We start from the raw sequence: 24,520 nt of genomic DNA, 5'->3' as shown, positions 1-24,520 counted from the left end.
AAAAATGATAATCGGCAAACCAGATGAAAGTCTGGGACGCAAAGCTACAGGGCCTTTAAAATGGCAGCCAGTTGCATGAAATTAGGTGCACTGTCTGTAGGACAGTGTTTTTTTATGATGATATTTCATAGATGTAACCATAATAATTTTATTAGGAAATCAGATATGAAAAAACGAAAAAATAGTTAAGGATAGACGGAAAATGATAGGAAAAAGAGTGATTGCAGGCATTCTGCTTGCGGGAATCTTAACAGTCACCCTGGCAGGGTGCACAAACACAGGTGACAGTAGAAAAGAAATGGAAAAACCCATCATCACGCTCGGGAGTGACAGTTATCCACCATACAATTATCTGAATGAGGATGGAATCCCGACAGGAATTGATGTAGAACTGGCTACAGAAGCTTTCGAAAGAATGGGATATCAGGTGGAGGTTGTACAGATCAACTGGGAGAAGAAAAAAGAACTGGTGGAGAGCGGAGAGATTGACTGTATCATGGGTTGTTTTTCCATGGAAGGACGCCTTGACGATTATCGCTGGGCGGGACCATATATAGCAAGCCGTCAGGTGGTTGCTGTAAATGAGAACAGCAATATCTATAAACTGAGTGACCTGGAGGGAAAGAACCTGGCTGTCCAGTCCACAACCAAACCGGAAGGCATCTTTCTGAACCGGACAGATGAAAGAATCCCCAAGCTGGGAAATCTGATCAGTCTTGCACACCGGGAGTTGATTTATACGTTTCTGGGGAAAGGATATGTAGATGCAGTTGCCGCACATGAGGAATCGATTTTCCAGTATATGAAGGATTATAACACAAGCTTCCGTATTCTAGAAGAACCGCTGATGATTACGGGGATAGGTGTTGCTTTCGCAAAAGATGATGACAGAGGAATCTGTGAGCAGATGGACCAGACGCTGGAAGAAATGCGTCAGGATGGCACATCCCTGAAAATCATTGAAAAATACCTGGATAATCCTGAGAAGTATCTGGAGGTAGATGATCTTGGATATTAAGAGAAAGAAGAAAGAAAAACGAATCCGGCTGCTCGGTGGTCTGATTGGAATCTGTGTGGCAATAGCCTTTCTGTTCTATTTCTTCAACGCAGAAAAAACAGAAGCAGAGAAAAGAATGTTGGAGATTGTAAACTATGTCAAAGTGCAGTGTTCAAGCTACACCCATTATAATGAATCTTCGGAATCCAAAAGTCTCCTCCGTGCGATTGAAAGTGCCAGACAGATGAGTACGAATATCGACATGGAAACAGAAAACGGTGGTCAGCTGAGTCAGGAATTTCTGAAAGAAAATCTGCAGACGCTCTGGGTGGATGGTATCATTGTACTGGATAAAGAAGGAAAGACGGACTGTGAATACAGCACGGATGAATTTCTGTACAACGAGATTACGGAGTATCTGCAAAAAGAAATTATCATGGATTTTGCCGGATATGAAGAAAGATCTTATTCAGAACGGTTTACCAGGGAAGATGGATCATATATTGATATTGCAGCCTGCGCCAGAAAAGATGCACCGGGTATTGTGGCAATCTACTATTACACATCACCTGAATTTGCCAGAAATTATACCCTTACGATACAGAGGCTTTTAAACGGCTATAGTGTCCATAAAGATGGAACAATAATTATTGCAGATGATGGAATAGTTGTTGCCAGTAACGATGAGAGCCTTCTGGGGCAGAATACAACTGGTAACGAGGTTGTTCAGGAAATGAAAAAGCATACAGACAGTCAGCATATTTATCATTTGAAGAATGAGGGAACTGGATGTTACGGTATCATGCTGAAGCAGCGAGATTATTATATTTATGCATATCTTCCGGACACAGAAGTGTTTCATAACCTTCCATTGAGTGTAGCAGGTGTTATTTTCCTTTATTTGCTGATGTTCAGTACATTTTGGTTCTGGGCATACAGAACCAATCTTACACATCAGAAACTGGAACAGGAAAAAGACGAAAAATATAAAGCAGAACTTCTGATAGCTGCAAAAAAGGCAGAAGCCGCCAATGAGGCAAAAACGGAGTTCCTTCAGCGAATGAGCCATGATATCCGGACTCCGATCAATGGAATCTGCGGTTTGGTCAATATGGCAGACTATTATGCAGATGATATGGAGAAGCAGGCGGAATACAGGACAAAGGTTAAAGAGGCATCCAATCTGTTGCTGGAACTGGTAAATGATATTCTGGATATGAGTAAGCTTGAGTCTGGTGAAATCGTTCTGGAAGAGATTCCATTTAATCTGAGCAGTATTTCAAGGGAAGTATTCGTTGTGATCGAGCCGATGGCTGCAGAACAGAATATCCGGATCGTGTGGGAGAAAAAAGAAATCACACACCAGAATTTTATTGGAAGTCCAGGGTATGTGAAACGTGTGATGATGAATATCCTGTCGAATGCGGTGAAATATAATAGAGAAAACGGACGTATATATATCAGCTGCATGGAAATTCCATCCGAACAGCCAGAAATGACGACAATGGAATTTGTCTGCCGGGATACAGGAATCGGAATGACTGAGGAGTTCCAGAAATGTGTGTTTGAACCATTCACGCAGGAACACACAGGAAGCCGCACAAAATTTGCAGGAACAGGCCTGGGAATGCCGATTGTAAAAAATCTGGTCGAGAAAATGGGTGGAACAATTACCTTTGAAAGCAAAGAAGGCGAAGGAACTACCTTTGTGATCAGGGTTCCGTTTAAAATAGATCTAGATGCGAATAAACGTGAAGAGCAGAAGTGTGTATCAGAAAAATCTATAAAGGGACTGCATATTCTTCTGGCAGAAGATAATGAGCTGAATATGGAAATTGCAGAATTTGTGCTTCATAATGAAGGCGCAGACGTGACAAAAGCATGGAATGGTAAGGAAGCTGTTGAGCTATTCAAAAAAAGTGAATCTGGTGATTTTGATGCTATTCTTATGGACATTATGATGCCGGTCATGAATGGTTATGAAGCCACAAAGATGATCAGGTCTTTGGACAGAGTGGATGCAAAGAAGGTACCGATCATTGCAATGACAGCAAATGCATTTACGGAGGACAGGCTGAAAGCTAAAGAAGCAGGAATGAATGACCATGTGGCGAAGCCGGTTGACATGAGTATTTTAATATCTGTCATTGCAAAATATATAGAACGATGATCCGTTTTGGGAAAAAGAGGAGCAGAGTAATGAAGAACATGAAGGTAAGAATCCCAATGTATTTTGTTGGACTGTTTATTATGACTATAGGAATAGCACTTTCAGTCAAATCCAATCTGGGAGTGTCGCCGGTTAGCTCTATACCATATACGATGACATGTGTATGGGGAATCGAGATGGGAAAGGCGACGATCATATTTCATGCAGCATTGGTGCTTATACAGATCGTTATACTTCGAAAGAATTTCAAACCGATAAATCTCCTTCAGATAGTGGTTGGAGTAGTATTTGGATACTTTACGACATTCTGTAATTATCTTGCCACATTTCTACCATCAACAGATAACATAGTTGTCAGGGGTGTTTTGATGCTTGTGAGTACCATATTCATAGCAGGCGGAATATTCTTTTATCTGCCGGCGAATCTTATCCCACTTGCCGGGGAGGGTGTTATGCAGGCTATTTCAGAGGTCACACACATTGAATTTTCAAAGGTAAAGATCGGATTTGACTGTTCTATGGTGGCTGTGTCGGTCGTAACATGTCTGATCTGTATACATAGTCTTGGAAGCGTGGGCGCCGGTACGGTTATTGCCGCATTCCTTGTTGGATTCAATCTTGGCAAGTTAAATAAGGCATTTGGCGGAAAACGAGATAAACTTCTTGGAAAGCACACATACACTGAGGAGGAAGTGCTCAGGGAAAGAATGGAGCAATTGCATTAGGACTTTTTGATAAAATTGTATCGTATAAACTATTTTATAATGGTAATCAAAATTACCAATTAGAACTGCAATCTGCCTGCACTGTATTTGAAGTCGTCGAAATCATCGGGTATCCGTGAGAGTTCGTCTATGTATGCCTGACTGTCATATGGCTCATTTGCATTTATATGATGTTCCATATCTGTTATTTTCCCTTCATAAATGGCTAGTCTGGGTAGTTTTATTTGTTTGCTTTTGATATTACGTGGTGTATAATTTATAGCATGATAAATAAAAATTTGCGCATAGGAGGAGAGGGAAGATGGCTGATAAGAATACTGCTGAAATAGGCTTTGAAAAACAGATTTGGGATGCAGCATGTGTGCTCCGTGGAAATCTGGATGCATCAGAGTATAAAAGTGTTGTACTTGGACTGATTTTCTTAAAATACATATCGGATAGATTTGATGAGAAATATAATGAACTTGTGGAAGAAGGGGACGGATTTGAGGAAGATGTAGATGAATATACATCAGAAGGTATCTTCTTTGTACCTGCAGGAGCACGTTGGAAGGATATAGCTGCAAATGCGCATACTCCGGAGATAGGAACAATAATAGATAATGCAATGCGAGCTATAGAGAAAGAAAATAAGAGACTTAAGGATATTCTCCCTAAGAATTTTGCCAGACCAGAGCTTGATAAGAGGCGTCTTGGGGATGTAGTGGACTTATTTACAAATATTCAGATGATTGAACATGGGAATGAGAAGGACATCCTTGGTCGAACATATGAATATTGTCTGTCAATGTTTGCCGAGCAGGAAGGCAAGCGTGGCGGAGAATTCTTTACTCCGTCATGTGTTGTGCGTACTCTTGTGGAAGTTCTCAAACCATTCAAAGGTCGTGTGTATGATCCGGCATGTGGATCAGGCGGTATGTTTGTTCAGTCAGCGAAGTTCATAGAAAAGCATAGTGGAAATATAAGTGATATATCAATATATGGTCAGGATTCCAATCCAACGACATGGAAGATGGCTCAGATGAACCTTGCTATACGAGGAATAGAGCCTGATTTGGGATCTTATGCAGCGGATACATTTCTTGAAGATCGTCATCCAACATTACGTGCGGATTACATCATGGCAAATCCGCCATTTAACCTTTCAAACTGGGGAGCGGATAAGTTAAAAGATGATGTACGTTGGAAGTATGGAATGCCACCGGCAGGAAATGCAAACTTTGCATGGCTGGAGCATATGATATATCATCTTGCACCGGCAGGAAAGATAGGCATGGTTCTTGCAAATGGCTCTCTGTCATCACAGTCTGGAGGAGAGGGAGAAATCCGCAAAAACATAATAAATGCTGATTTGGTAGAGTGCATCGTTGCTATGCCAACTCAGTTATTCTACACGACTCAGATCCCGGTATCATTGTGGTTCCTCAATAAACAGAAAAAACAGTCTGGCAAAACTTTGTTCATAGATGCTCGTAAGATGGGAACGATGGTTAGCCGCAAGCTCAGAGAGCTCACAGATGAAGATATTCAGAAAATAGCAGATGCATATACAGCATTTGTCGATGGAACTCTTGAAGATGTGAAGGGATTCTGTGCAGTTGCAGATATTGCAGAGATTGAAAAACAGGATTTCATACTTACTCCAGGCAGATATGTAGGAATAGAAGAGCAGGAGGATGATGGTGAGCCGTTTGAGGAGAAGATGATCAGGCTTACATCGGAACTGTCTGAATTGTTTGATAAGAGTCATGAGTTGGAGGATGAGATTCGTAGGAAGTTGAGGGCGATTGGGTATGATATATAATAAATACACATTGAAAGAACTTGCAACTATCCGGTATGGAAAGAATCAAAAGAATGTTGTTTCGTCAGACGGATCTTTTCCGATATATGGTACAGGCGGGTTGATGGGATATGCAAGCAAATATCTATATGATAAGCCATCGGTATTAATTGGTAGAAAAGGTACAATAGATAAAGTTAGATATGTTACGCACCCGTTTTGGACTGTAGATACACTTTTTTATACAGAAATAAATGATGCAATAGTAATACCTCATTTTCTATATTATGTTTTATCTTTATTAGACATGAGAAAATACAATGAAGGAACATCAATACCTAGCCTAAGAACAGAGACTTTAAATAGGCTAGAATTATATATACCGCCATTAAGTGAACAGAAAAAAATTCTGTCATTTATAGAGCCAATTGAAGAAAAAATAGATATTAATTCTAGGATAAATAGGAATTTAGCACTGGTTGCATAAATAGGAATTTGTCGGAGCAGGCAGCGGCGATTTATAAAGCATGGTTTATTAATTTTGAAATGAATAATGGAATCTGTCCCGATGACTGGACAGATGGAGTTCTTGGTGATATTGCGGAAATTGCCAGTGGAAAAAGACCTCCTATGAAGCAAAATAATAAAACGGATGATGTTTGTATTCCTTTAGTTGGAGCGGCATCTATCATGGGTTATACGAACACTGTATTATATGATTCAAAAATATTGGTAACTGGACGAGTAGGTACTCATGGAGTTATTCAACGATTTAATCAAGGCTGTTGGCCTTCGGATAATACTTTGGTTATTACTACTGATAGATATGAATTTGTAAATCAAATATTACTAGGTGTGGATTATAAAAGTATGAATCGTGGTTCAACGCAACCATTGATTACACAAGGTGATTTAAAGAAAATAGAAATCATTTTGCCAAATGATGCAGCTTTAGATGAATTTGAGAATTTGGCGGGTGGTCTGATGAGTCAATATGAGAAAAACGTAAAAGAAAATGCCAAGTTGTCAGAATTAAGAGACTCCTTATTGCCTAAGTTAATGTCGGGTGAGTTGGAGGTATCAGAAATTGATTTTTAAGGAAGTGATTAAATGCTTGAATTGCAAGAAGGACAAAAGGTTCTCATAATTAGATACGGTAAGAAAACTGATTGTATAAAAAACATAGAGAAGTTATTGAATTTAAAGGATATTGTTGGTTTGGAAAAATAGGTGTTGTTCCATCACAAAAAGCAATTGATGCGATAACTAAAGAGGCAACTCCCAAGATTATTTTATATTCACAAGGAAAAGGATATGTTGCGGATGTTTCAGAGATAAGATATGAGAAGCCTGATAATGGATATCCTGAGTATTATAATGATGAGTTATTTGACAAACTTATATTTCCTAAGAGCTATTTTAAATTATTAGATATTCAAGCATTATCAAATGAAGATTTATCCAAGTTAAGGATAGTGAGTAGTGGAAGGCAAGCCATCGAAACTTTTAATAGATCGATGTCGTCTTTTTCTTTGAAGAATATGGTAAGTCAAGACCAGTAGAAATTAAACGAAATAAGATAGATGCAAATTCGAAGAAGAAAGAGTTAGACATGAATGATTGTTTCTATAGGAAGAATGGAATATGTAACCGTAAAGGTTTTGTTAGTTATGAATTTGAATGTTCTCGACCAAGTACTTGTATAGGACAAAAACGGTAACTGTTACTCCGACAAATGGTAATTGTTATGATTATACGTTAATAATAAAAACGATATATTTGACATAAACGCGGTTGAATGTTAATATAATTGTAAAGAGGTGCTACCGATAGACGGTTAGCCCTGATATTGCAATTACAAAAAAGTAACCGCCAAGTTTTGTCAGGACAGGGCGGTTACTTTTTTGTCTTATTTCTTATCATTGCTCTTAGAGCCAACGGCATAACCAAGAGCAAAGCATGTAATGCATAAGCTGATGATGGCTATAAAAAGACTGAATTGAAAAGATAAATTTTTATTTGCTCTAGTATTTAGTGTAAAATGGAGGAAAGTTGATGATGGATAAAGAAATAAAAATAAGAAACAGTACAGTTGATTTTCTGGTATTTACACGAGATGCAGGAGAAGATGGAATAGAGGTTAGAGTCCAGAATAATGATGTATGGTTAACTCAAAAGGCGATTTCTCAGCTATTTGAAGTGGATAGAAGTGTTGTGACGAAACATCTTGGGAATATATTCAGTGAAGGGGAGCTTCATGAAGCTTCAGTTTGTGCAAAATTTGCACAAACTGCCGATGATGGAAAAACATATAATTATAAATTCTATTCATTGGCGGCGATTATTGCTGTAGGTTATCGAATAAACTCGGAAAGGGCAACACAGTTTCGAGTATGGGCGACAAAGGTTTTGGATACATTTACAAAACAAGGGTATGTACTTGATAAAAATAGGCTCATCAATGGGCAGATTTTTGATGAAGATTATTTTGATCACCTGATTTCAGAGATTCAGGAAATTAGGGCAAGTGAAAGACGATTTTATCAGAAGATAACAGATATATATGCAACAGCAGTTGATTACGATAAGAATTCAGTTGTTACAAAAGAGTTTTATGCAACTGTGCAGAATAAGATGCATTATGCTGTTCATGGAAATACTGCGGCAGAGGTAATAGTTGCAAGGGCAGATCATACAAAAGAGCATATGGGACTTACATCATGGAAGAATGCCCCAGATGGGAAGATTGTGAAGACGGATGTATCAATTGCAAAAAATTACCTGGCAAAGGATGAGATTAAGGAATTGAATGAGATAGTTACAATGTATCTTGATTATGCAACAAGACAGGCAAGAAGGCATGTACCTATGACAATGGAAGATTGGAAATCTAAATTGGATGCATTTTTAAGATTCAATGATGCCGATGTTTTGCAAGATAAGGGGAAGGTAACTGCAGCAATTGCAAAAGAATTTGCTGAAAGCGAATTTGAAAAATATAGAGTAATCCAGGATTCACTATATGAAAGTGATTTTGATAAGCTTATGAAAGATATGGATGTTGATATTAAATAGACAATAATTACTTTGTATTTTTATTATATCCTCCGGATAATGTAAAGAGTAAAGGAGGATTTGATATGAACCAAGAGATAATAAATGAAGTGCTTTGTCAGATGATACCGCATTTATCTAATGATCAGATAGTGCTGTTAAAGAATGTGTTAGAAGGGGCAATGCTAAAGAGTGGCACTGGGACGGATCAATCTGATGAAGTGTTGGTTGATAGTTTTATTGCAGCAAAACGCCTTGAAGGATGTTCGGAGAGAACCCTGGTATTTTATAAGAATACAATAGATAAAATGTTGGCTTCAATTGGAAAAAATATTAAGGCTGTTACGACAGAGGATTTGCGAGGATATCTTTCAGAGTATCAAAACAGTAATATGGTTAGCAAGGTTACAATAGATAATATACGAAGGAATCTGTCGAGCTTTTTTTCTTGGCTTGAGGATGAGAATTATATACTGAAAAGCCCGGTAAGACGTATACATAGGGTCAAAGCTACGACTTCTGTAAAGGAAACGTATACTGATGAAGACTTGGAACGGTTAAGGGATAGCTGTACGGAGTTACGAGACTTAGCATTGATTGATATACTTGCATCAACAGGAATGAGAGTGGGGGAATTGGTTAGACTTAATCGGGTAGATATAAATTTTAACGAAAGAGAATGTGTTGTATTTGGAAAGGGAGATAAGGAGCGAATCGTATATTTTGATGCGAGGACGAAGATACATCTGCAGAATTACTTGGATGACAGAATAGATAATAATCCCGCGCTTTTTGTTGGATTGAAGCATCCATATAATAGGCTAAAAATAGGTGGTGTAGAATCGAGACTTAAGAGAATGGGAAATGCTATTCAGGTTGAGAAGGTACATCCGCATAAATTTAGAAGAACAATGGCGACGACAGCGATAGATAAAGGTATGCCGATTGAACAGGTTCAAAAGTTGTTGGGGCATGAAAAGATAGATACAACATTGCATTATGCTATGGTGAAACAGAGTAATGTTAAGAATGCACATAGGAGATATATAGGTTAAAGAGGAAGAAGAGAATTATGAGTAATTGGAAAGAAAAACCATTATCCGAGTATTGTGAATTTCAAGAGGGATATGTTAATCCACCCAAAGGACATAGTGAATATTTTGGGGGAGATATAAAATGGTGTAGAGCAGTAGATATTAACAATGGTTATGTGTATAGTACATCGCAAACACTTACAGATGCAGGATTTAATAGCGCAAAAAAGAGTGCTGTGCTTTTTAAACCTAATACAATTGTTATTACTAAATCAGGTACAATAGGACGACTTGGAATAATTAAAGATTATATGTGCGGAAATAGAGCGACTATAAATATAATTCCAAAGAATAATGCAGATGTTGAATTCGTTTTTTATTTGTTGAGGAGTAGACAGAACGAATTTTTTGATCTAGCAGTTGGAAGTGTTCAGAAAAACTTATATGTATCAATTCTGGAAAAAATGATGTTTAAATTTCCCTCATTGTATGAGCAAAAAAAGATTGCCTCTTTTTTTTCAGTTATTGATAAAAAAATTGACATTAATAATCGGATAAATAGGAATTTGTCGGAGCAGGCAAAGGCATTGTTTGAGGAAGAATTATTAAAATTTGATTCAGTTCCAGAAGGATGGAAGAAAGGCTCGTTGAGTGATATTGCAGATTACCTGAATGGATTAGCAATGCAGAAATTTAGGCCGGGCGATGATGAAAAAGGATTACCAGTTCTTAAAATTAAAGAATTAAGACAAGGTTCTTGTGATGCAAACAGTGAACTATGTTCTCTAAGTATAAAGCCAGAGTATATTATTCACGATGGAGATGTGATTTTTTCGTGGTCAGGAAGTTTATTGGTTGATTTCTGGTGTGGTGGAGAATGCGGATTAAATCAGCATCTGTTTAAGGTTACCTCTAAGAAATACGATAAGTGGTTTTATTATGCTTGGACGCTATATCATCTTGATAGATTTATTGCAGTGGCAGCTGATAAAGCAACTACAATGGGCCATATTAAGAGAGAGGAACTTTCAAAAGCAGAAGTATTAATTCCAGATAGTGATTCATACAAAAGAATTGGTGAAGTTTTAGGTCCACTATATGACATAATTATTTCTAATAGAGTTGAAAATAGAAGGCTTGCAACTTTGAGAGATGAGCTTTTGCCAATGCTCATGTCAGGGGAAATGGATGTGTCGGAGGTTGAGTTATGAGTGAAAAAGAACTAAAAATACCGTTTAATGCTCCTTTGAATGAAATGGATGCAGAAAACCAGACTTATGGTTGCCGACAGAACAATCCTGATATATGTGCAAGTAATAGTATTCCAGGAGTATGTGCTTTTACAAGTGATGATTGTATCTGCAAGAAACCATCAAGGTCTTGGAAGAAACAGTATGAAAAGTTAAAAGGATAGCTACTCCGACAAATGGTAATTATCGTTATTGAGAGATGAATTGCTTCCAAAGCGAATGGTAGGAGATATTGATCTTTCATATATATTAAAGATGCAAAATCTTCGAAAAAGTAAAGCTGAAGGGATGGAAAAAGCATGTATAATATTGTTGATAATTTTGATAAGAAAACTCCATCGGAAGTTTATGTTAATATTGTGAAATTGGAATGTGGAATTGATATAAAGACATTCCAAATCGAGACTGTTCATGATTTAGTTCAATTTATTGGTTTTGGAAAGTATATAAATAATAAAATTGGAAATGTATATTTCAGAGGTCAAACATCATTATATGATGGAAAAATGATACCATCATTATATAGGGGGAAGACTAAATTGGATAGTATTACGATGAAATATAATAAGAGAATAAAAAATGTTATTTCGAGTAATAAGCTATTTAATTCGTATGATAGGAGCGTTTTTGAACCGTTGGTACAACATTATGGAGTTAAAACTCCGTATATTGATTTAGTAGACAATGTTTGGGTAGCATTGTGGTTTGCTCTTCATCAAGCAAAAGTTGTTGCTATCAATTCTCATGAATATGTATATTACTATGATTCAAAAGAAGAGTATTCGTATATAGTTTTAATGATATCTGATGCTTTACAAGAAACAAGTAAGTCAGGAATATACCAAGGAAAGAACACGACATTGGTTGATTTAAGAAAAGCTACACCATCATTTTTTTTAAGACCACATGCACAGCATGCATATATGCTTAGAAAGAACGATCAATATCCAGGAGATTATAGCGATTTGATAGTTGGAATTGCCAAGATTCCAACGAGATTAGGGTTAAAATGGTTAGGTCAAAATGAATTCTTAACTTTGAATAGTTTATTTCCTGCCGCCTATTTTGATTCTGGATATAAAATGTTATTGAAAATATATCCGGAAAATGAACAACATACAGTGAATGAATTTGGTTCAATACAGATTTTAACGGATTGAATGGTGACTATATTTAATAGTTGGTTAATTAAATTTTTATAAGGGGGGAGAAAGTGAATATATATGAAACAAAAAGGGTAATTTCATGTATTCTTAATGTTGACGACGATATTTCACTGGAATATGTAGAAGACAAGATGCCTAGTTATGTGCCCCATGAAAAAAGAATTCAGATAGTAAAAGAACTGTATTGGAATGAAGTATATCAATTATCGCATGAATTATTGCATGCTGCATTTTATAAATATAATGGGTGCATGCCGTGCGAATATTTATGGATTGAAGAAATTGTTTGTGAAGCGTTTTCAATATACTGTATTGAGAAATATTGTCATAGTGAAAAGATATATTGGTTTGGATATTTATCACAAAATTATTATATATTAAATGGAAATGTTAGTGAGCCTGAAAAGATTAAAACTATAAAAGAACTTAATGGGAAATTAGGTGGATTTAAGGAGTATGGAGTTAGACAATTTATTCATCCATATGCATTGGATATAAAAAATATCATAAATGAAGATTTTGGCCAACTTGAAGAATTTTTGAATTATCGAAAATACATTCAAGATGGAAAAATAGAGATTGATGCAACTAATAGAATTGCAATTAAAATCTTTTCTTTACAGGAAAAATTGCAGTAGAGATCAGTAAGATAAATTTTTATTTGCTCTACAAAACACAACACAAAGGGGAGGGGAATAAATGCCGGGTTTATTTACAGAAGATACATATGAACAAGCGATAATAGAGCTGTTCGAGAATATGGGATATGACCATATCTATGCACCGGATTTTGACAGGGATTATACCAGCCCATTGATGGATTCGGTACTTAGAGATAGCTTGGTGCGTGTCAATCGGGGATTACCTGTAGATGCCATAGAAGAGGCTATTAATAAGCTTAAGACATTTGATACAGGAAGCTTGTTGCAGAAAAATACAATATTTATGGACTATCTGCAGAATGGAATTACAGTGAAGTTCTTTGTGAATGGCGAGGAACAGGCAACTATAGTGAAATTGGTTGACTATGAGAAGATAGACAACAATACGTTCTATGTGGTGAATCAGTATACATTTGTCGAGAATGGCAACAACAGGCGTCCGGATATTATTTTGTTTATAAATGGCCTGCCACTTGTGTTGATGGAGCTTAAGAGTCCTTCTAAGGATGAGGTAGGAGTAGAGAATGCATATAAGCAGATTCGTAATTATATCAAGGACATCCCATCTCTGTTTTATTACAATGCGATATGTGTAATCAGTGATCTTTCATCGAATAAAGCTGGAACTATAACATCCGGACTTGATAGATTTATGGATTGGAAATGCAAGGATGGAAGTAAGGAAGAAAGTGGGTTTGCGGAATTTGAGACATTCTATGAGGGAATGTTTCAGAAGAAAAGACTGCTTGATATACTGAAGAACTTTATACTTTTTTCAGGAACGGGTACGGGTAGATTTAAGGTACTTGCGGGATATCATCAGTATTTTGCAGTTAGAAAAGCTATAGAGAGGGCAAAGATTGCAACAAGAACAGACGGAAAAGGTGGTGTGTTCTGGCATACACAGGGTTCAGGTAAGTCACTCTCTATGGTATTTTATGCGCATTTGCTGCAGGAGGCACTTGATAGCCCTACCATAGTCGTAATGACAGATCGTATTGATCTGGACGATCAGCTCTATGCACAGTTTTCTCAGTGTGCAGATTTCCTCAGACAGACTCCTGTTCAGGCGGAGAGTAAGGAACATCTTAAGTCACTCCTTGATGGCAGAAGTGCAAATGGTATTATTTTCACAACTATGTTCAAGTTTGAGCGAGGTGAGAAACCTCTTTCAGAACGCAGAAACATTGTGGTTATGGCGGATGAGGCCCATCGTGGTCAGTATGGATTTGAGGAGAAGATTGTAGTATCCGAGAATCAGGCAGGAGAGAAAGAGGCACATACTGTTGTAGGAAATGCAAGAGTCATACATGATGCCCTGCCGAACGCTACGTTTATAGGATTTACCGGAACTCCAATATCAGCGAAAGATAGAAATACCAGGGAGGTATTTGGCGATTATATAGATATTTATGATATGACGCAGGCGGTTGAAGATGGAGCGACCAGACCTGTGTATTATGAGAGCAGAGTTGTTCATCTGAAACTTGATGAGAATACGCTTGCACTTATTGATTCGACTTATGATATTCTTGAGCAGCAATCCGATAAAGCAACGATAGAGAAGAGCAAGAAGATGCTGGGACAAATGGAGAGTGTCCTCGGCGCTGATTCAACTATTGCGTCATTATGCGATGATATTGTGGAACATTACGAGAAGTACAGGGCTAATCTGCTTACAGGTAAGGCTATGATAGTTGCCTATTCTCGTACAATAGCCATGAAGATATACAGAAGAATTCTTGAGATACGACCTGATTGGAAAGAGAAGGTTGGAGTAGTAATGACTGGTGGCAACAATGATCCAGAGGATTGGAAGGAGATAATTGGTACCAAAGCACATAAGGAAGAACTTGCAAGAAAATTCAAAGATAATGACGATCCAATGAAGATTGCAATAGTAGTGGATATGTGGCTGACAGGGTTTGATGTTCCGTCACTTGCGACTATGTATGTATATAAGCCTATGCATGGATATAATCTTATGCAGGCAATAGCACGTGTTAATCGCGTGTTTAAGGACAAAGAAGGCGGTCTTATTGTTGACTATGTAGGTATAGCTTCTGCGCTTAAGGCTGCCATGAAGGAATACACAGAGAGAGATAAAAACACATACGGGGATATGAATATTGCTAAAGTGGCATATCCTAAGTTCCAGGAAAAACTACAGGTGTGCAAGGATCTGCTACATGGATTTGATTTCAGTGGATTTATAGATGGTTCGCCGCTTGTTATGGCAAGACTTATAACCAAGGGAGTGAATTTTGTCCTTGATGCGAGGGTACCTGACAGAAAAGATTTGTTCTTGAAGGAGGCTATGCTGTTAAGACAGTCTCAGTCTCTCTGTTCAAGTATGACTACTGAGAAGGAACGCCACGAGGCAGCTTATATGGAGGCGGTTCGCTCAACAGTTATCAAGATTACATATGGCGGTGCAGACGGAAAAACACTATCACTTAAGGAGATAAACAACCAGATAAATGATCTGCTCAAGGCAGCAGTTCAAAGTGAGGGTGTAATCAATCTGTTTGACAGTAGCAAGACTGGTGGAGAGAACTTCAGCTTATTTGATCCGGCTGTATTGGATGAAATATCCAGAATGAAAGAAAAGAACATTGCTGTGGAAATATTGAAAAAACTCATGGCAGAGCAGGTCTCTTTATACAAAAGAACAAATGTTGTTCAGTCGCAGAAGTTTTCAGAGAAGATAGCACAGCTTATGAATTCGTATTACAACGGACTTATAACAAATGAGGAAGTGATAAAAGAGCTTCTTGAGACAGCCAACGAGATTGCAAATCTGTATAAGAATGGACAGAAACTTGGACTTTCCCAGGAGGAATTGGCATTCTATGATGCGCTGACAAAGCCGGAACATATAAAAGATTTTTATAAAAATGATGAATTGATTGCGCTTACCAAGGAACTGACGGAAATGCTTAGAAAGAATAGAACCATAGACTGGCAGAAGAAGGAAACTGCAAGGGCAACTATGCGAAAGATGGTTAAGAGACTGCTTAAGAAACATCATTACCCACCAGAGGATTATGATTTTGCCATAAATACAGTAATAAGCCAGTGTGAGCTGTGGACGGATAATAGCGATGCGCCTTACGTGGGAGAGCATGATAGTACGTTTAGATATAGTGAAGAGGCAAAACTTGCTAATGTTGCTGAGGGGAAAACAATGTACACAATAAGTAAAAATAGTTAGGAGGGGATTGTTAATGGATGCACGAAAGGGTAATATTTTTGAAATTTTGAATGGCAATAAGCAATTTATAATACCTGTATATCAGAGATATTATAGCTGGGGAGAAGAGCAGTGTAAAAGATTATGGGATGATATTGTAAATATGCAGAAAAAGGGCAAGCCTGGACATTTTGTTGGTTCAATAGTTAATATTGCTGAACAGGCAATGCCAACAGGCGTTCAAAAATATATGATTATAGATGGACAACAGCGTATGACGACATTAACTTTGTTGCTTATAGCGCTTAGGAATTATGTTCTGATGCATCCAGATGATAATTCAATAAATGCGAAACGTATTGATGGTATGCTTTTAAAAAATGAATATGAGAGTGGCATAGATCAATACAAGTTACTGCTTACAGAAAATGATAGAGAAATATTAATCAGTCTTGTAGAAAATAAGTCAATTAATTCAAATGTTAAATCACGTATATTAGATAACTATATGTATTTTAAGGACAAGGTTTCGGAAAAAATTCTAATGCTTGATGAAATATGGGACTCTATTGGTAAATTGCAGATTGTGAATATTACATTGGATCGTGCAATTGATGATGCTCAGGCAATATTTGAAAGTCTAAACTCTACAGGAAAAGAATTGTCAGAATCTGATCTTATACGAAATTATGTTCTTATGGGGTTAGAACCTTCAGAACAGACATATGTATATGAACATTTGTGGAGACCTATGGAGAATTTGTTTATATATGATACGCAAGAGACTGTCATGGATGCTTTTTTCAGACATTATTTAACGATGAAGATAACCCGTATACCGAAACAAGGGAGAGTATATGAAGAGTTTAAATTATATCACTTAAATTGCGAATTTGGTACTATTTTGGAATTGTGTCATGATTTGTTGGATTATGCGAAATATTATACAGATATAGTATTTAAGAGAAACGATGACGTAGAGTTAAGAAAGTTATATGGAGATATTGTTGATTTGAGGATGGAGGTATCTTATCCATTCTTATTAAAATTACATCATGATTGTTGTGAAAAAGTTATATCAAAAGATGAACTTAAAGAAATTTTGAGACTGTGTATAAGTTATGTTCTTAGAAGAGGAATTTGTGACATACCAACAAATTCTATGAATAAGACTTTTGCAACATTCAAAAATTTCATTAGACAGGATGATTATCTTAATTCCGTCAAGGCTCATTTTATTTTGCAGGACACATATAAAGAATTTCCAGATGATGACAAGTTTGGATCTGCGTTTGTTAGTAGAGATGTATATAATATGCGTGTTAGAAACTATATTCTAACCAGACTTGAGAATTATGACAATAAGGCACCGATTGTTATTGAGAACTATACTATAGAGCATATTATGCCACAGAATAGGAAACTTTCTACAGAGTGGCAGCGTGATTTAGGAGATAATTGGGAGAGTATTCAAAAAAGATATCTTCACACAATTGGAAACTTAACATTAACTGCTTACAATTCAGAAATGAGTGATAAATCGTTCATAGAAAAAATGAATATGGAGGGTGGTTTTAAAGAAAGCGCACTTAGATTAAATAAATATATTTTAGGGTTAACGGAATGGAACGAATCTCATATCCAGGAAAGGGCAAGGTTGTTGGCTGAAAAAGCGGAGAAGATATGGCCGTATCCTTCAATGAATGATCATGAGCTCGCCCCATATAAGATAGAGGAAAAAGTTCCTCAGAAATATAGTTTAGATACATACGATACAAATGCATTCACTAAGATATTGTTTACAGCTTTAGATAAAAGAATAATGAATCTTTCTCCAGCGGTAAAAAGAGAGTATAAGAAATTGTATGTAGCGTATAAACTTGATACAAATTTTGTAGACATTGTATTTCAGAAACAACGACTTCGTATAAGTATAAATATGAAATTCTCAGATATAGTAGATCCAGAAGGAATCTGCAAGGATGTTACTGGACTGGGAAGATGGGGAAATGGAGATGTTGAGTTGTTCATGGAACATAATGATGAGCTCGACACGGTTATGGAAATCATAGAGCAATCTTATAATGCTCAAGCAGAATGAGATAAATGTACAAAGATAATAACTTTCGGGGGGAATCACATGACTTTATACATGAACATAAAACAGCTTGGCAAGCGGAAGAACACAGTGCACAAGGTCCCATTTGAATATGACACAGCACCGAGTACGCTGCGGGAACTCATAACAGAGACAGTAAAGGTCTGCGTGGCACAGTACATATCCCGCATGGATCGCGGCGATGCAGTGCTGACAGATGAACAGATCGATGATATGGGAAGAATAGGAAAGATAGCGTTCGGGATCGTCTATGGGGAGAAGAAACCAGATGTGGATGAGGCAGTGAAGACAGCCATTCAGGGATTTGAGGATGGGCTGTTCAGAGTGTTCCGCGGTATGGATGAATTAACGGAGCTGGACAGGGAAGAGAAGTTTAACGAAGGGGATGAGATCACATTTATCCGCCTCACAATGCTGGCGGGGAGAATGTGGTAGAACATAAAGAAAGGGGTTACAATGGCAGAGGACAAGAAGACAAGGCTTGAGCTTGAGGAGCAGAAGAAGATCGCAGATGAAGTGAGAGAGGCATATGACGAGAATTCCACGAAGCTCAGAAAGAGCTACAGTGCGGATGCGCAGAAGCTTCTTAAGGAGATGGATAATTACTATGGAGATGTAAAAGAGTCGATGATCGGCAAGAGACTTGAGACATTTCTTGAGAATGAAAAGAATGTTCCTTCGGAATTCTTCAGGAAGGAGCTGAAGCATTTGCCGGGGTGGGTGCCGGATCATCTGCTGGAGGATTTCTACACTTCTATAGACAGCATAATCAAGTGGCAGACAAGCCAGTATTATTACAGAAGAACCATGCGTACAAAGAGGTATGGGGCATTTCTTGACAGATATTTCAGGATCATGAATGAATATCACTCCATGGGGATATACGGATGCGACATAGTATCTCTCTACAAGGAGAAAATGCCGCAGGATATATTGTGCTATTACAGGGATGGCAACAGCAATGGGTATAGAATAGTATCTGAATATTGGATACAGGCGGAGCTCGACAGGGGAAATGCAGAGCTTGAGGAAGTGCTCATGGACATCATGTTCGGTGAGAGTGCGCAGACAAGGCTAACGACCAATATCCTCAGGGGAATATATATGAGCTCCAACACAAGACTCCATGAGGCTGTAGGCAAGCTGCTCGTTGCAGCAAAGCTTCAGGAGGGGCTTAGGCAGGCGATATGTGAGAACATGGATTATGGAACAGCAGGTGCATTTATGACCCTGTTCCATGTAATAAAGGAGAATGATCTTCTGAGATTCTCGTCTGTCATGAGGGCTGTAGCCACTTGGACAGGACTTGTGACTGACGAGGAGAGCAAGCTTGACCATATACAGAAGAAACAGCTGCTACTTATAGATACATATCTGAATGATGAAAATGCAAGGCGTGAGGCATTATCCGGCGAGGATGCCATGCAGATCTATCTTGCGCTGTGGAGCTATGGTTTCTTTGATGTGGACGAGGCATGCCATGTGATGAACAAGCTGGCGCTTGATGGCAGCAGACACCAAAGACTGGTATTTGGCACATATATTAGGGCAATGAGTCTGGGAAAGGTGTACACACACAGCGTTGCAAAGGAATTTATCAAGAGATTCCCAGACGAGATGGACACCATGGCGGTCATCATGCCAAGCTTCATGTCGGATTACCAGCCTTATATGAATAGTCTCATATATAAAGACGGCAGATCGTACAACAATGAACTTAAGAAAATGACATTTGCCGAGGTGGACAAATATTTTGACAGCAGGAAAGAATGTCAGGAGATGTACGATATCCTCATGGGCATACTTGAGCGCATGCCAAAGAAGAGGCTTGAGTTTGATCCGTGTGTATTTCCATGGAATGCCGAATATCTGGACAGATCTGCAATCATCATGAGACTTGCGGTCTGTGCAAGCGCTCTCAAGGACGAGGACAAGATCACTTACATAGCGGAGATGGTTCCTGAGATAGATTCCGCAAGGTACAGCAGAGATGCGCTTTTGCTTCTGCTTGTAAGGCAGCCGGCAAATGACAGACAGCGTGCCATACTGGTGGATGCGGTTGCCGACAAGGAGACATATACCAGAAACAAGGCGGCGATGATCGTTAAGGATATGAAACTTTCGCCGGAGAATTATGTACAGCTTGAGAATATGCTCAAGTACAAGAAGTCAGACATAAGGGAGACTGTACTGTCTATACTTTATAAACTTGACGGTGATGACATGGACGATCTCATCGGAAGACTTCTCGCAGATTCCAAGGAGGAGAAGAGAACAGCGGGACTTGATCTGCTGCTCCAGCTCAAAAATGATGAGAACAGGCAGAACCTTTTTACAGATTGTGTTGGTCATATAGACGCTATGCAGAGGGAGTCTGCGAATGGAAGATCCAGTGTTACAACTAAGGAGCAGATTCTTATACGTGAGATAAAAAATGTTGGCACAGACCGGGCTGGTGCAGATGAGGGGTATGGACTTTATGATGTAAATGCGGACTATGAGCCGATATTTGACAAGAGTTATCTGGCTGAGTGCCTTGAGCTGTACAAAAAGTATTTCCCTGAAAGCGGGATTGCAAATGATAATCTGTGCAAGACTGCCAAGAGCGAGGGTGCATTTGCAAAACTCAAATCAAAGATTGTGCCTAAAAAGAAAGACACGACATCTGATTCAGAAGTTATAAATATATTAAGAAAATTTGATGCATTTGTGGATGAGCACAAAAATGATGAGTATGAGATGGCTGACGGAGAGATCGGCCTGCTTGGTGAGGCAGGTGGAAACATATATGTGAACCGTGACAAAGTGGCATGTGAGGAATTGTGGGTAGATTTCTACGAGAAAAATATTCAGACTCCGTATATGTGCATGCAACTCTATGTGTATCTGAATGGCTACAACAGTGACAAACAGGATTTCAAGAAGTACTGTGAGAGCTTTATGGCGGATATGTTTGGAAATATATATATAGAAGAATGTCCGGCATTCGGATATCTTGCCATTGCCAGAGCTGTAATTGGTTTCCTGTATAGAAGATATGTGATGGATAGTGACAAGAGGAGGCTTGCCGTTGTGGCAGCAGACTATCTGCTTGGAAGAAACGATGAGCTCATATATACATTTGGCGGGAATAAAGGTGGCAGCAGTATATCTGGTGATGATTCAAAGATATATCACAGAAGTGTGCTCACAAATGAGCAGATCATGATAATAACAAGGTGGCTTGCGATCGATGGTGACAGCGATATATTGGACGTAAAAGAAGATTCTGACGAGGCAAGGCAGAATGAAGAGGATTTCAGGCATTTGTTCCCATACAACTATGCCCTTGCAAAGTGTCATAACTTTAATATACCTTCAGACGTTGTAAATGATAGAAATTCATATTACTGGATACACACAGGAAGTGTCATGCCGGTTCCTGGTCTCCTGAACTATATTGCCGCATACAGTCGTGGCATTATATCCAGGGATTATATGTACAAGATGGCATTTGAGGGGAATTCCCTGGATAGGAGCCTCAAATGTGTATCTGACGTGATGCGTTTTATAACGGAGCGCAACAGGAAGGTGCAGACCAGAGGCTATGAGTGGGGATATACGGAGCGTGAAAGGCTGAGGAGTGTGAGGCAGATACTTCTTCACAGTCCGGAAGGAGAGTTCTCGGAGACGGACGAGAAAAGGCTGGATATAGCTAAGAAGCTGTACACTGATATGTCTGAGCTTGTGCTTTCTGCAGAGCTCACAAGGGGAGATACAGAGACAGAATTCTCTCCATATATATACGGGCTTACAAGAATATTCGGAGCGGAGTATTTTGTCAGGATACTGTCAGCCCTTGGCAAGGAGACCCTGGAGAGATCAACGTATTTCAATACCGGTTATTACTATAACCGTCAGAAGGTCAGCAAGAAAAACAGTATGTCGCATCTTCTTCAGGCGTGTGTGCCAGATGCAAATGACAGCGCGGAGACTCTGAAGGCCTATCTTACAGGTACGGATATAAGTGATGCCAGGCTTATAGAGGCAGCTATGTATTCTCCAGAGTGGATAGATCTAGTTGGAGAGTATCTTGGATGGGATGGATTTACTGCGGGATGCTATTACTTCATGGCGCACATGAACGAGTCATTTGATGACAAGAGAAAGGCTATGATAGCGAGATTTACACCGCTTGAGGTGGATGAGCTGAACGACGGGGCATTTGACAGGACGTGGTTTGCCGAAGTCTATGACAGATTGGGTGACAAGCGATTCCAGCTTATATACAAGGCGGCGAAATACATTTCAGATGGTGCAAAGCACACCAGAGCGAGAAAATACGCGGATGCGGCGCTTGGCAAATATGATGAGCCCGAGCTGATAGCTGAGATCGAGGCAAAGAGAAACAAGGACCTGCTCATGGCGGTGGGAATCCTGCCGATAGAGAATGAGGAGCAGATAAAGGACAGATACATGTTCCTTCAGAAGTTCAAGAAGGAGAGCAGGCAGTTCGGAGCACAGAGGAGAGCCAGCGAGGCGGCAGCAGTTTCTACAGCTATGCGCAATATGGCGATCAATGCCGGATATCAGGACGTGACGAGACTTACCCTACGTATGGAAAGCCTTGTGGTTCAGGGCATGACAGAATATTTTCAGCCGCATGAGGTCGGAGAAGTGACCGTATGGCTTGAGATGGAGGACGGCGGCAAATGCGCTGTCATCTGTGAGAAGAACGGCAAACAGTTAAAGTCCGTTCCGGCAAAGATCAAGAAGTATGAGTATGTATTGGCTCTGATGGATGCCAAGAAGCAGATGGCGGAGCAGTCAAGGCGTACAAAGGCGATGCTTGAGGATGCGATGGAGAGCCAGGAGGAATACACCTGGGCTGAGATCAGGGGCATGCTGGAGAATCCTGTTATACATGACATGGTAGCTGCGCTGGTGTTCAAGGTGGCGGAGCAGGATGGCGTGAAGGCAGAGCTTGATAATGCGGCTGACAGTATTATGTCAGGGGCAAATGAACTTGATGACAGCAAGAATGTAGATTTGAGGAATAACAGCGATGCTGGTGATGTGCAGTTAGATAATGCAAGAGGCGAAAGTGCTGGCGTACCTAGTCAGAATGTAGTTCTTGGATTTGCAACTGAGGATGGATTCAATGTGTTTGTTGAAACAACCGCTGGTGATGAAAACAAACATTTGTCAGACGACACCAAGCTCACAGTTGCACATCCATTCCACATGTACATGGCTGGCAAATGGCACGATATACAGAAATATGTATTTGACAACAAGATCGTCCAGCCGTTCAAGCAGGTGTTCAGAGAACTCTATGTGAAGACCGAAGAGGAAATGAATATGGAACATTCCCTCAGATACGCGGGCAATCAGATCCAGCCGAAGAAGACACTTGGCTGTCTGAGGTCAAGACATTGGGTAGCAGACATAGAGGACGGACTCCAGAAAGTGTATTACAAGGAGAACATAGTAGCACAGATATACGCGCTTGCAGACTGGTTCTCACCTGCGGATATAGAGTCACCGACCCTCGAATGGGTGGTGTTCTCAGATAGAAAGACAGGAAAGAATATGAGAATCAAGGATATCCCAGACATCATATTCTCTGAGGTCATGAGGGATGTGGACATGGCTGTTTCCGTGGCGCATGCAGGAGGCGTGGATCCTGAGACCTCACACTCAACTGTTGAGATGCGAAAGGCGATAGCAGAATTCACTATGCCACTTTTCAAGCTGACAAATGTCACATTTACAAAGAATCACGCAGTGATAGAGGGCAAGCGCGCAAATTACACAGTTCACCTTGGAAGTGGAGTGGTGCATCAGGAGGCAGGACCTATGATAAATATACTTCCTGTACACTCACAGAGGCGTGGCAGAATATTCCTGCCATTTGTGGATGATGATCCAAAGACATCGGAGGTACTCACGAAGATACTGTTCTTTGCGGAGGACAATAAGATCAAGGATCCGTATATACTGGGACAGATCGAGCAGTGAGTGTGAAGATAATACTGCTGCCTGTGACAAGTAAGTGATGTGATGTTTGACAGACAGATTTCCGGACAGAGAAAGAAGATGACATAATGGGAATCAGGAATATAATAACAAGGCATAAAATTGGACGTGGTGATGCAGATAACAGGTTCCCATATGATGAGAACATGCATGAGGCTGTCATCAGGTGTTCTATCTGCACCGGCGAGCAGGTCGCAGGTTTTAAGAACAGACAGGACGGCAGCTTTGTGGGTGTGATGGTGATAAAGTCGGATGACGATCTGGAATACTTCAAAGAGCTTTATGGCGTGGAGAAGGTTAGGAAGGTATATTAAAATAAAATTTTCATCGATATTGACATAAAATAGTG

General features: G+C 39.3%; 18 protein-coding genes and 1 riboswitch. All 18 genes read left to right on the top strand.

What is annotated here, in order from left to right:
- Positions 1–3 precede the first annotated feature (3 nt).
- Positions 4–79: riboswitch (cyclic di-GMP riboswitch) on the top strand.
- 123 nt (positions 80–202) lie between these two features.
- The 18 genes from DXD11_RS03935 to DXD11_RS03850 all read left to right on the top strand — a co-directional run bounded on the left by DXD11_RS03935 (position 203) and on the right by DXD11_RS03850 (position 24,485).
- Positions 203–1,018, top strand: a complete 816-nt coding sequence (locus tag DXD11_RS03935) for a substrate-binding periplasmic protein (RefSeq protein WP_117549050.1) — start codon at positions 203–205, stop codon at positions 1,016–1,018.
- Positions 1,002–3,167, top strand: a complete 2,166-nt coding sequence (locus DXD11_RS03930) for an ATP-binding response regulator (protein ID WP_118757805.1) — start codon at positions 1,002–1,004, stop codon at positions 3,165–3,167. The genes DXD11_RS03935 and DXD11_RS03930 overlap by 17 nt, the downstream gene beginning before the upstream one ends.
- A gap of 29 nt (positions 3,168–3,196) precedes the next feature.
- Positions 3,197–3,892: a YczE/YyaS/YitT family protein gene (locus DXD11_RS03925; RefSeq protein ID WP_118757804.1), complete on the top strand. Its 696-nt coding sequence runs from the start codon at positions 3,197–3,199 to the stop codon at positions 3,890–3,892.
- A 301-nt stretch (positions 3,893–4,193) separates the two neighbouring features.
- Positions 4,194–5,696, top strand: a complete 1,503-nt coding sequence (locus DXD11_RS03920; protein ID WP_118757803.1) for a class I SAM-dependent DNA methyltransferase — start codon at positions 4,194–4,196, stop codon at positions 5,694–5,696.
- Entirely contained in the window at positions 5,686–6,162 is a 477-nt protein-coding gene (locus DXD11_RS03915) for a restriction endonuclease subunit S (protein WP_118757802.1), read from the top strand. The genes DXD11_RS03920 and DXD11_RS03915 overlap by 11 nt, the downstream gene beginning before the upstream one ends.
- Positions 6,163–6,170: 8 nt before the next feature.
- On the top strand, positions 6,171–6,773 hold the full coding sequence (locus DXD11_RS03910) for a restriction endonuclease subunit S (RefSeq protein ID WP_243105801.1): 603 nt from the start codon (positions 6,171–6,173) through the stop codon (positions 6,771–6,773).
- Between the two features lie 71 nt (positions 6,774–6,844).
- Positions 6,845–7,237 (top strand): hypothetical protein, encoded by a 393-nt coding sequence (locus DXD11_RS03905; protein ID WP_118757801.1) that lies wholly within the window; start codon positions 6,845–6,847, stop codon positions 7,235–7,237.
- Positions 7,238–7,733: 496 nt separating this feature from the next.
- Entirely contained in the window at positions 7,734–8,750 is a 1,017-nt protein-coding gene (locus DXD11_RS03900) for a virulence RhuM family protein (RefSeq protein ID WP_118757874.1), read from the top strand.
- Between the two features lie 65 nt (positions 8,751–8,815).
- Positions 8,816–9,784, top strand: a complete 969-nt coding sequence (gene xerA / locus DXD11_RS03895; protein ID WP_118757800.1) for a site-specific tyrosine recombinase/integron integrase — start codon at positions 8,816–8,818, stop codon at positions 9,782–9,784.
- Between the two features lie 17 nt (positions 9,785–9,801).
- Positions 9,802–10,974 carry a restriction endonuclease subunit S gene (locus DXD11_RS03890; protein ID WP_118757799.1) on the top strand — a complete coding sequence of 391 codons (1,173 nt, stop codon included), beginning with the start codon at positions 9,802–9,804 and terminating at the stop codon, positions 10,972–10,974.
- Positions 10,971–11,177 carry a hypothetical protein gene (locus DXD11_RS03885; protein WP_118757798.1) on the top strand — a complete coding sequence of 69 codons (207 nt, stop codon included), beginning with the start codon at positions 10,971–10,973 and terminating at the stop codon, positions 11,175–11,177. The genes DXD11_RS03890 and DXD11_RS03885 overlap by 4 nt, the downstream gene beginning before the upstream one ends.
- A 135-nt stretch (positions 11,178–11,312) precedes the next feature.
- Positions 11,313–12,173 (top strand): FRG domain-containing protein, encoded by an 861-nt coding sequence (locus DXD11_RS03880; RefSeq protein WP_118757797.1) that lies wholly within the window; start codon positions 11,313–11,315, stop codon positions 12,171–12,173.
- 53 nt (positions 12,174–12,226) lie between these two features.
- Positions 12,227–12,817, top strand: coding sequence for a hypothetical protein (locus DXD11_RS03875; RefSeq protein ID WP_118757796.1), 591 nt, complete (start codon positions 12,227–12,229; stop codon positions 12,815–12,817).
- A 61-nt stretch (positions 12,818–12,878) separates the two neighbouring features.
- Positions 12,879–16,055: a type I restriction endonuclease subunit R gene (locus DXD11_RS03870; RefSeq protein ID WP_118757795.1), complete on the top strand. Its 3,177-nt coding sequence runs from the start codon at positions 12,879–12,881 to the stop codon at positions 16,053–16,055.
- 13 nt (positions 16,056–16,068) lie between these two features.
- Positions 16,069–18,135 (top strand): DUF262 and DUF1524 domain-containing protein, encoded by a 2,067-nt coding sequence (locus tag DXD11_RS03865; RefSeq protein ID WP_118757794.1) that lies wholly within the window; start codon positions 16,069–16,071, stop codon positions 18,133–18,135.
- Between the two features lie 39 nt (positions 18,136–18,174).
- Positions 18,175–18,588 (top strand): hypothetical protein, encoded by a 414-nt coding sequence (locus tag DXD11_RS03860; RefSeq protein ID WP_118757793.1) that lies wholly within the window; start codon positions 18,175–18,177, stop codon positions 18,586–18,588.
- A gap of 21 nt (positions 18,589–18,609) precedes the next feature.
- Complete coding sequence (locus tag DXD11_RS03855; protein ID WP_118757792.1) at positions 18,610–24,153, top strand: DUF4132 domain-containing protein; 5,544 nt, start codon at positions 18,610–18,612, stop codon at positions 24,151–24,153.
- Positions 24,154–24,239: 86 nt separating this feature from the next.
- Complete coding sequence (locus DXD11_RS03850) at positions 24,240–24,485, top strand: hypothetical protein (RefSeq protein WP_330426603.1); 246 nt, start codon at positions 24,240–24,242, stop codon at positions 24,483–24,485.
- Positions 24,486–24,520: the final 35 nt, after the last annotated feature.

Origin of the sequence: Coprococcus sp. TF11-13 (assembly GCF_003481085.1) — a bacterium.
GTDB classification, from domain to species: Bacteria; Bacillota; Clostridia; order Lachnospirales; family Lachnospiraceae; genus Coprococcus; species Coprococcus aceti.
This window is presented reverse-complemented; position numbering and strand designations above follow the sequence as displayed.

What these genes read in the sequence shown, in the direction of transcription:
- DXD11_RS03935 (WP_117549050.1), top strand. Translation starts at nt 203, where the DNA reads ATGATAGGAAAAAGAGTGATTGCAGGCATTCTGCTTGCGGGAATCTTA.
- DXD11_RS03930 (WP_118757805.1), top strand. Translation starts at nt 1,002, where the DNA reads ATGATCTTGGATATTAAGAGAAAGAAGAAAGAAAAACGAATCCGGCTG.
- DXD11_RS03925 (WP_118757804.1), top strand. Translation starts at nt 3,197, where the DNA reads ATGAAGAACATGAAGGTAAGAATCCCAATGTATTTTGTTGGACTGTTT.
- DXD11_RS03920 (WP_118757803.1), top strand. Translation starts at nt 4,194, where the DNA reads ATGGCTGATAAGAATACTGCTGAAATAGGCTTTGAAAAACAGATTTGG.
- DXD11_RS03915 (WP_118757802.1), top strand. Translation starts at nt 5,686, where the DNA reads ATGATATATAATAAATACACATTGAAAGAACTTGCAACTATCCGGTAT.
- DXD11_RS03900 (WP_118757874.1), top strand. Translation starts at nt 7,734, where the DNA reads ATGGATAAAGAAATAAAAATAAGAAACAGTACAGTTGATTTTCTGGTA.
- xerA (WP_118757800.1), top strand. Translation starts at nt 8,816, where the DNA reads ATGAACCAAGAGATAATAAATGAAGTGCTTTGTCAGATGATACCGCAT.
- DXD11_RS03890 (WP_118757799.1), top strand. Translation starts at nt 9,802, where the DNA reads ATGAGTAATTGGAAAGAAAAACCATTATCCGAGTATTGTGAATTTCAA.
- DXD11_RS03885 (WP_118757798.1), top strand. Translation starts at nt 10,971, where the DNA reads ATGAGTGAAAAAGAACTAAAAATACCGTTTAATGCTCCTTTGAATGAA.
- DXD11_RS03880 (WP_118757797.1), top strand. Translation starts at nt 11,313, where the DNA reads ATGTATAATATTGTTGATAATTTTGATAAGAAAACTCCATCGGAAGTT.
- DXD11_RS03870 (WP_118757795.1), top strand. Translation starts at nt 12,879, where the DNA reads ATGCCGGGTTTATTTACAGAAGATACATATGAACAAGCGATAATAGAG.
- DXD11_RS03865 (WP_118757794.1), top strand. Translation starts at nt 16,069, where the DNA reads ATGGATGCACGAAAGGGTAATATTTTTGAAATTTTGAATGGCAATAAG.
- DXD11_RS03860 (WP_118757793.1), top strand. Translation starts at nt 18,175, where the DNA reads ATGACTTTATACATGAACATAAAACAGCTTGGCAAGCGGAAGAACACA.
- DXD11_RS03855 (WP_118757792.1), top strand. Translation starts at nt 18,610, where the DNA reads ATGGCAGAGGACAAGAAGACAAGGCTTGAGCTTGAGGAGCAGAAGAAG.
- DXD11_RS03850 (WP_330426603.1), top strand. Translation starts at nt 24,240, where the DNA reads ATGGGAATCAGGAATATAATAACAAGGCATAAAATTGGACGTGGTGAT.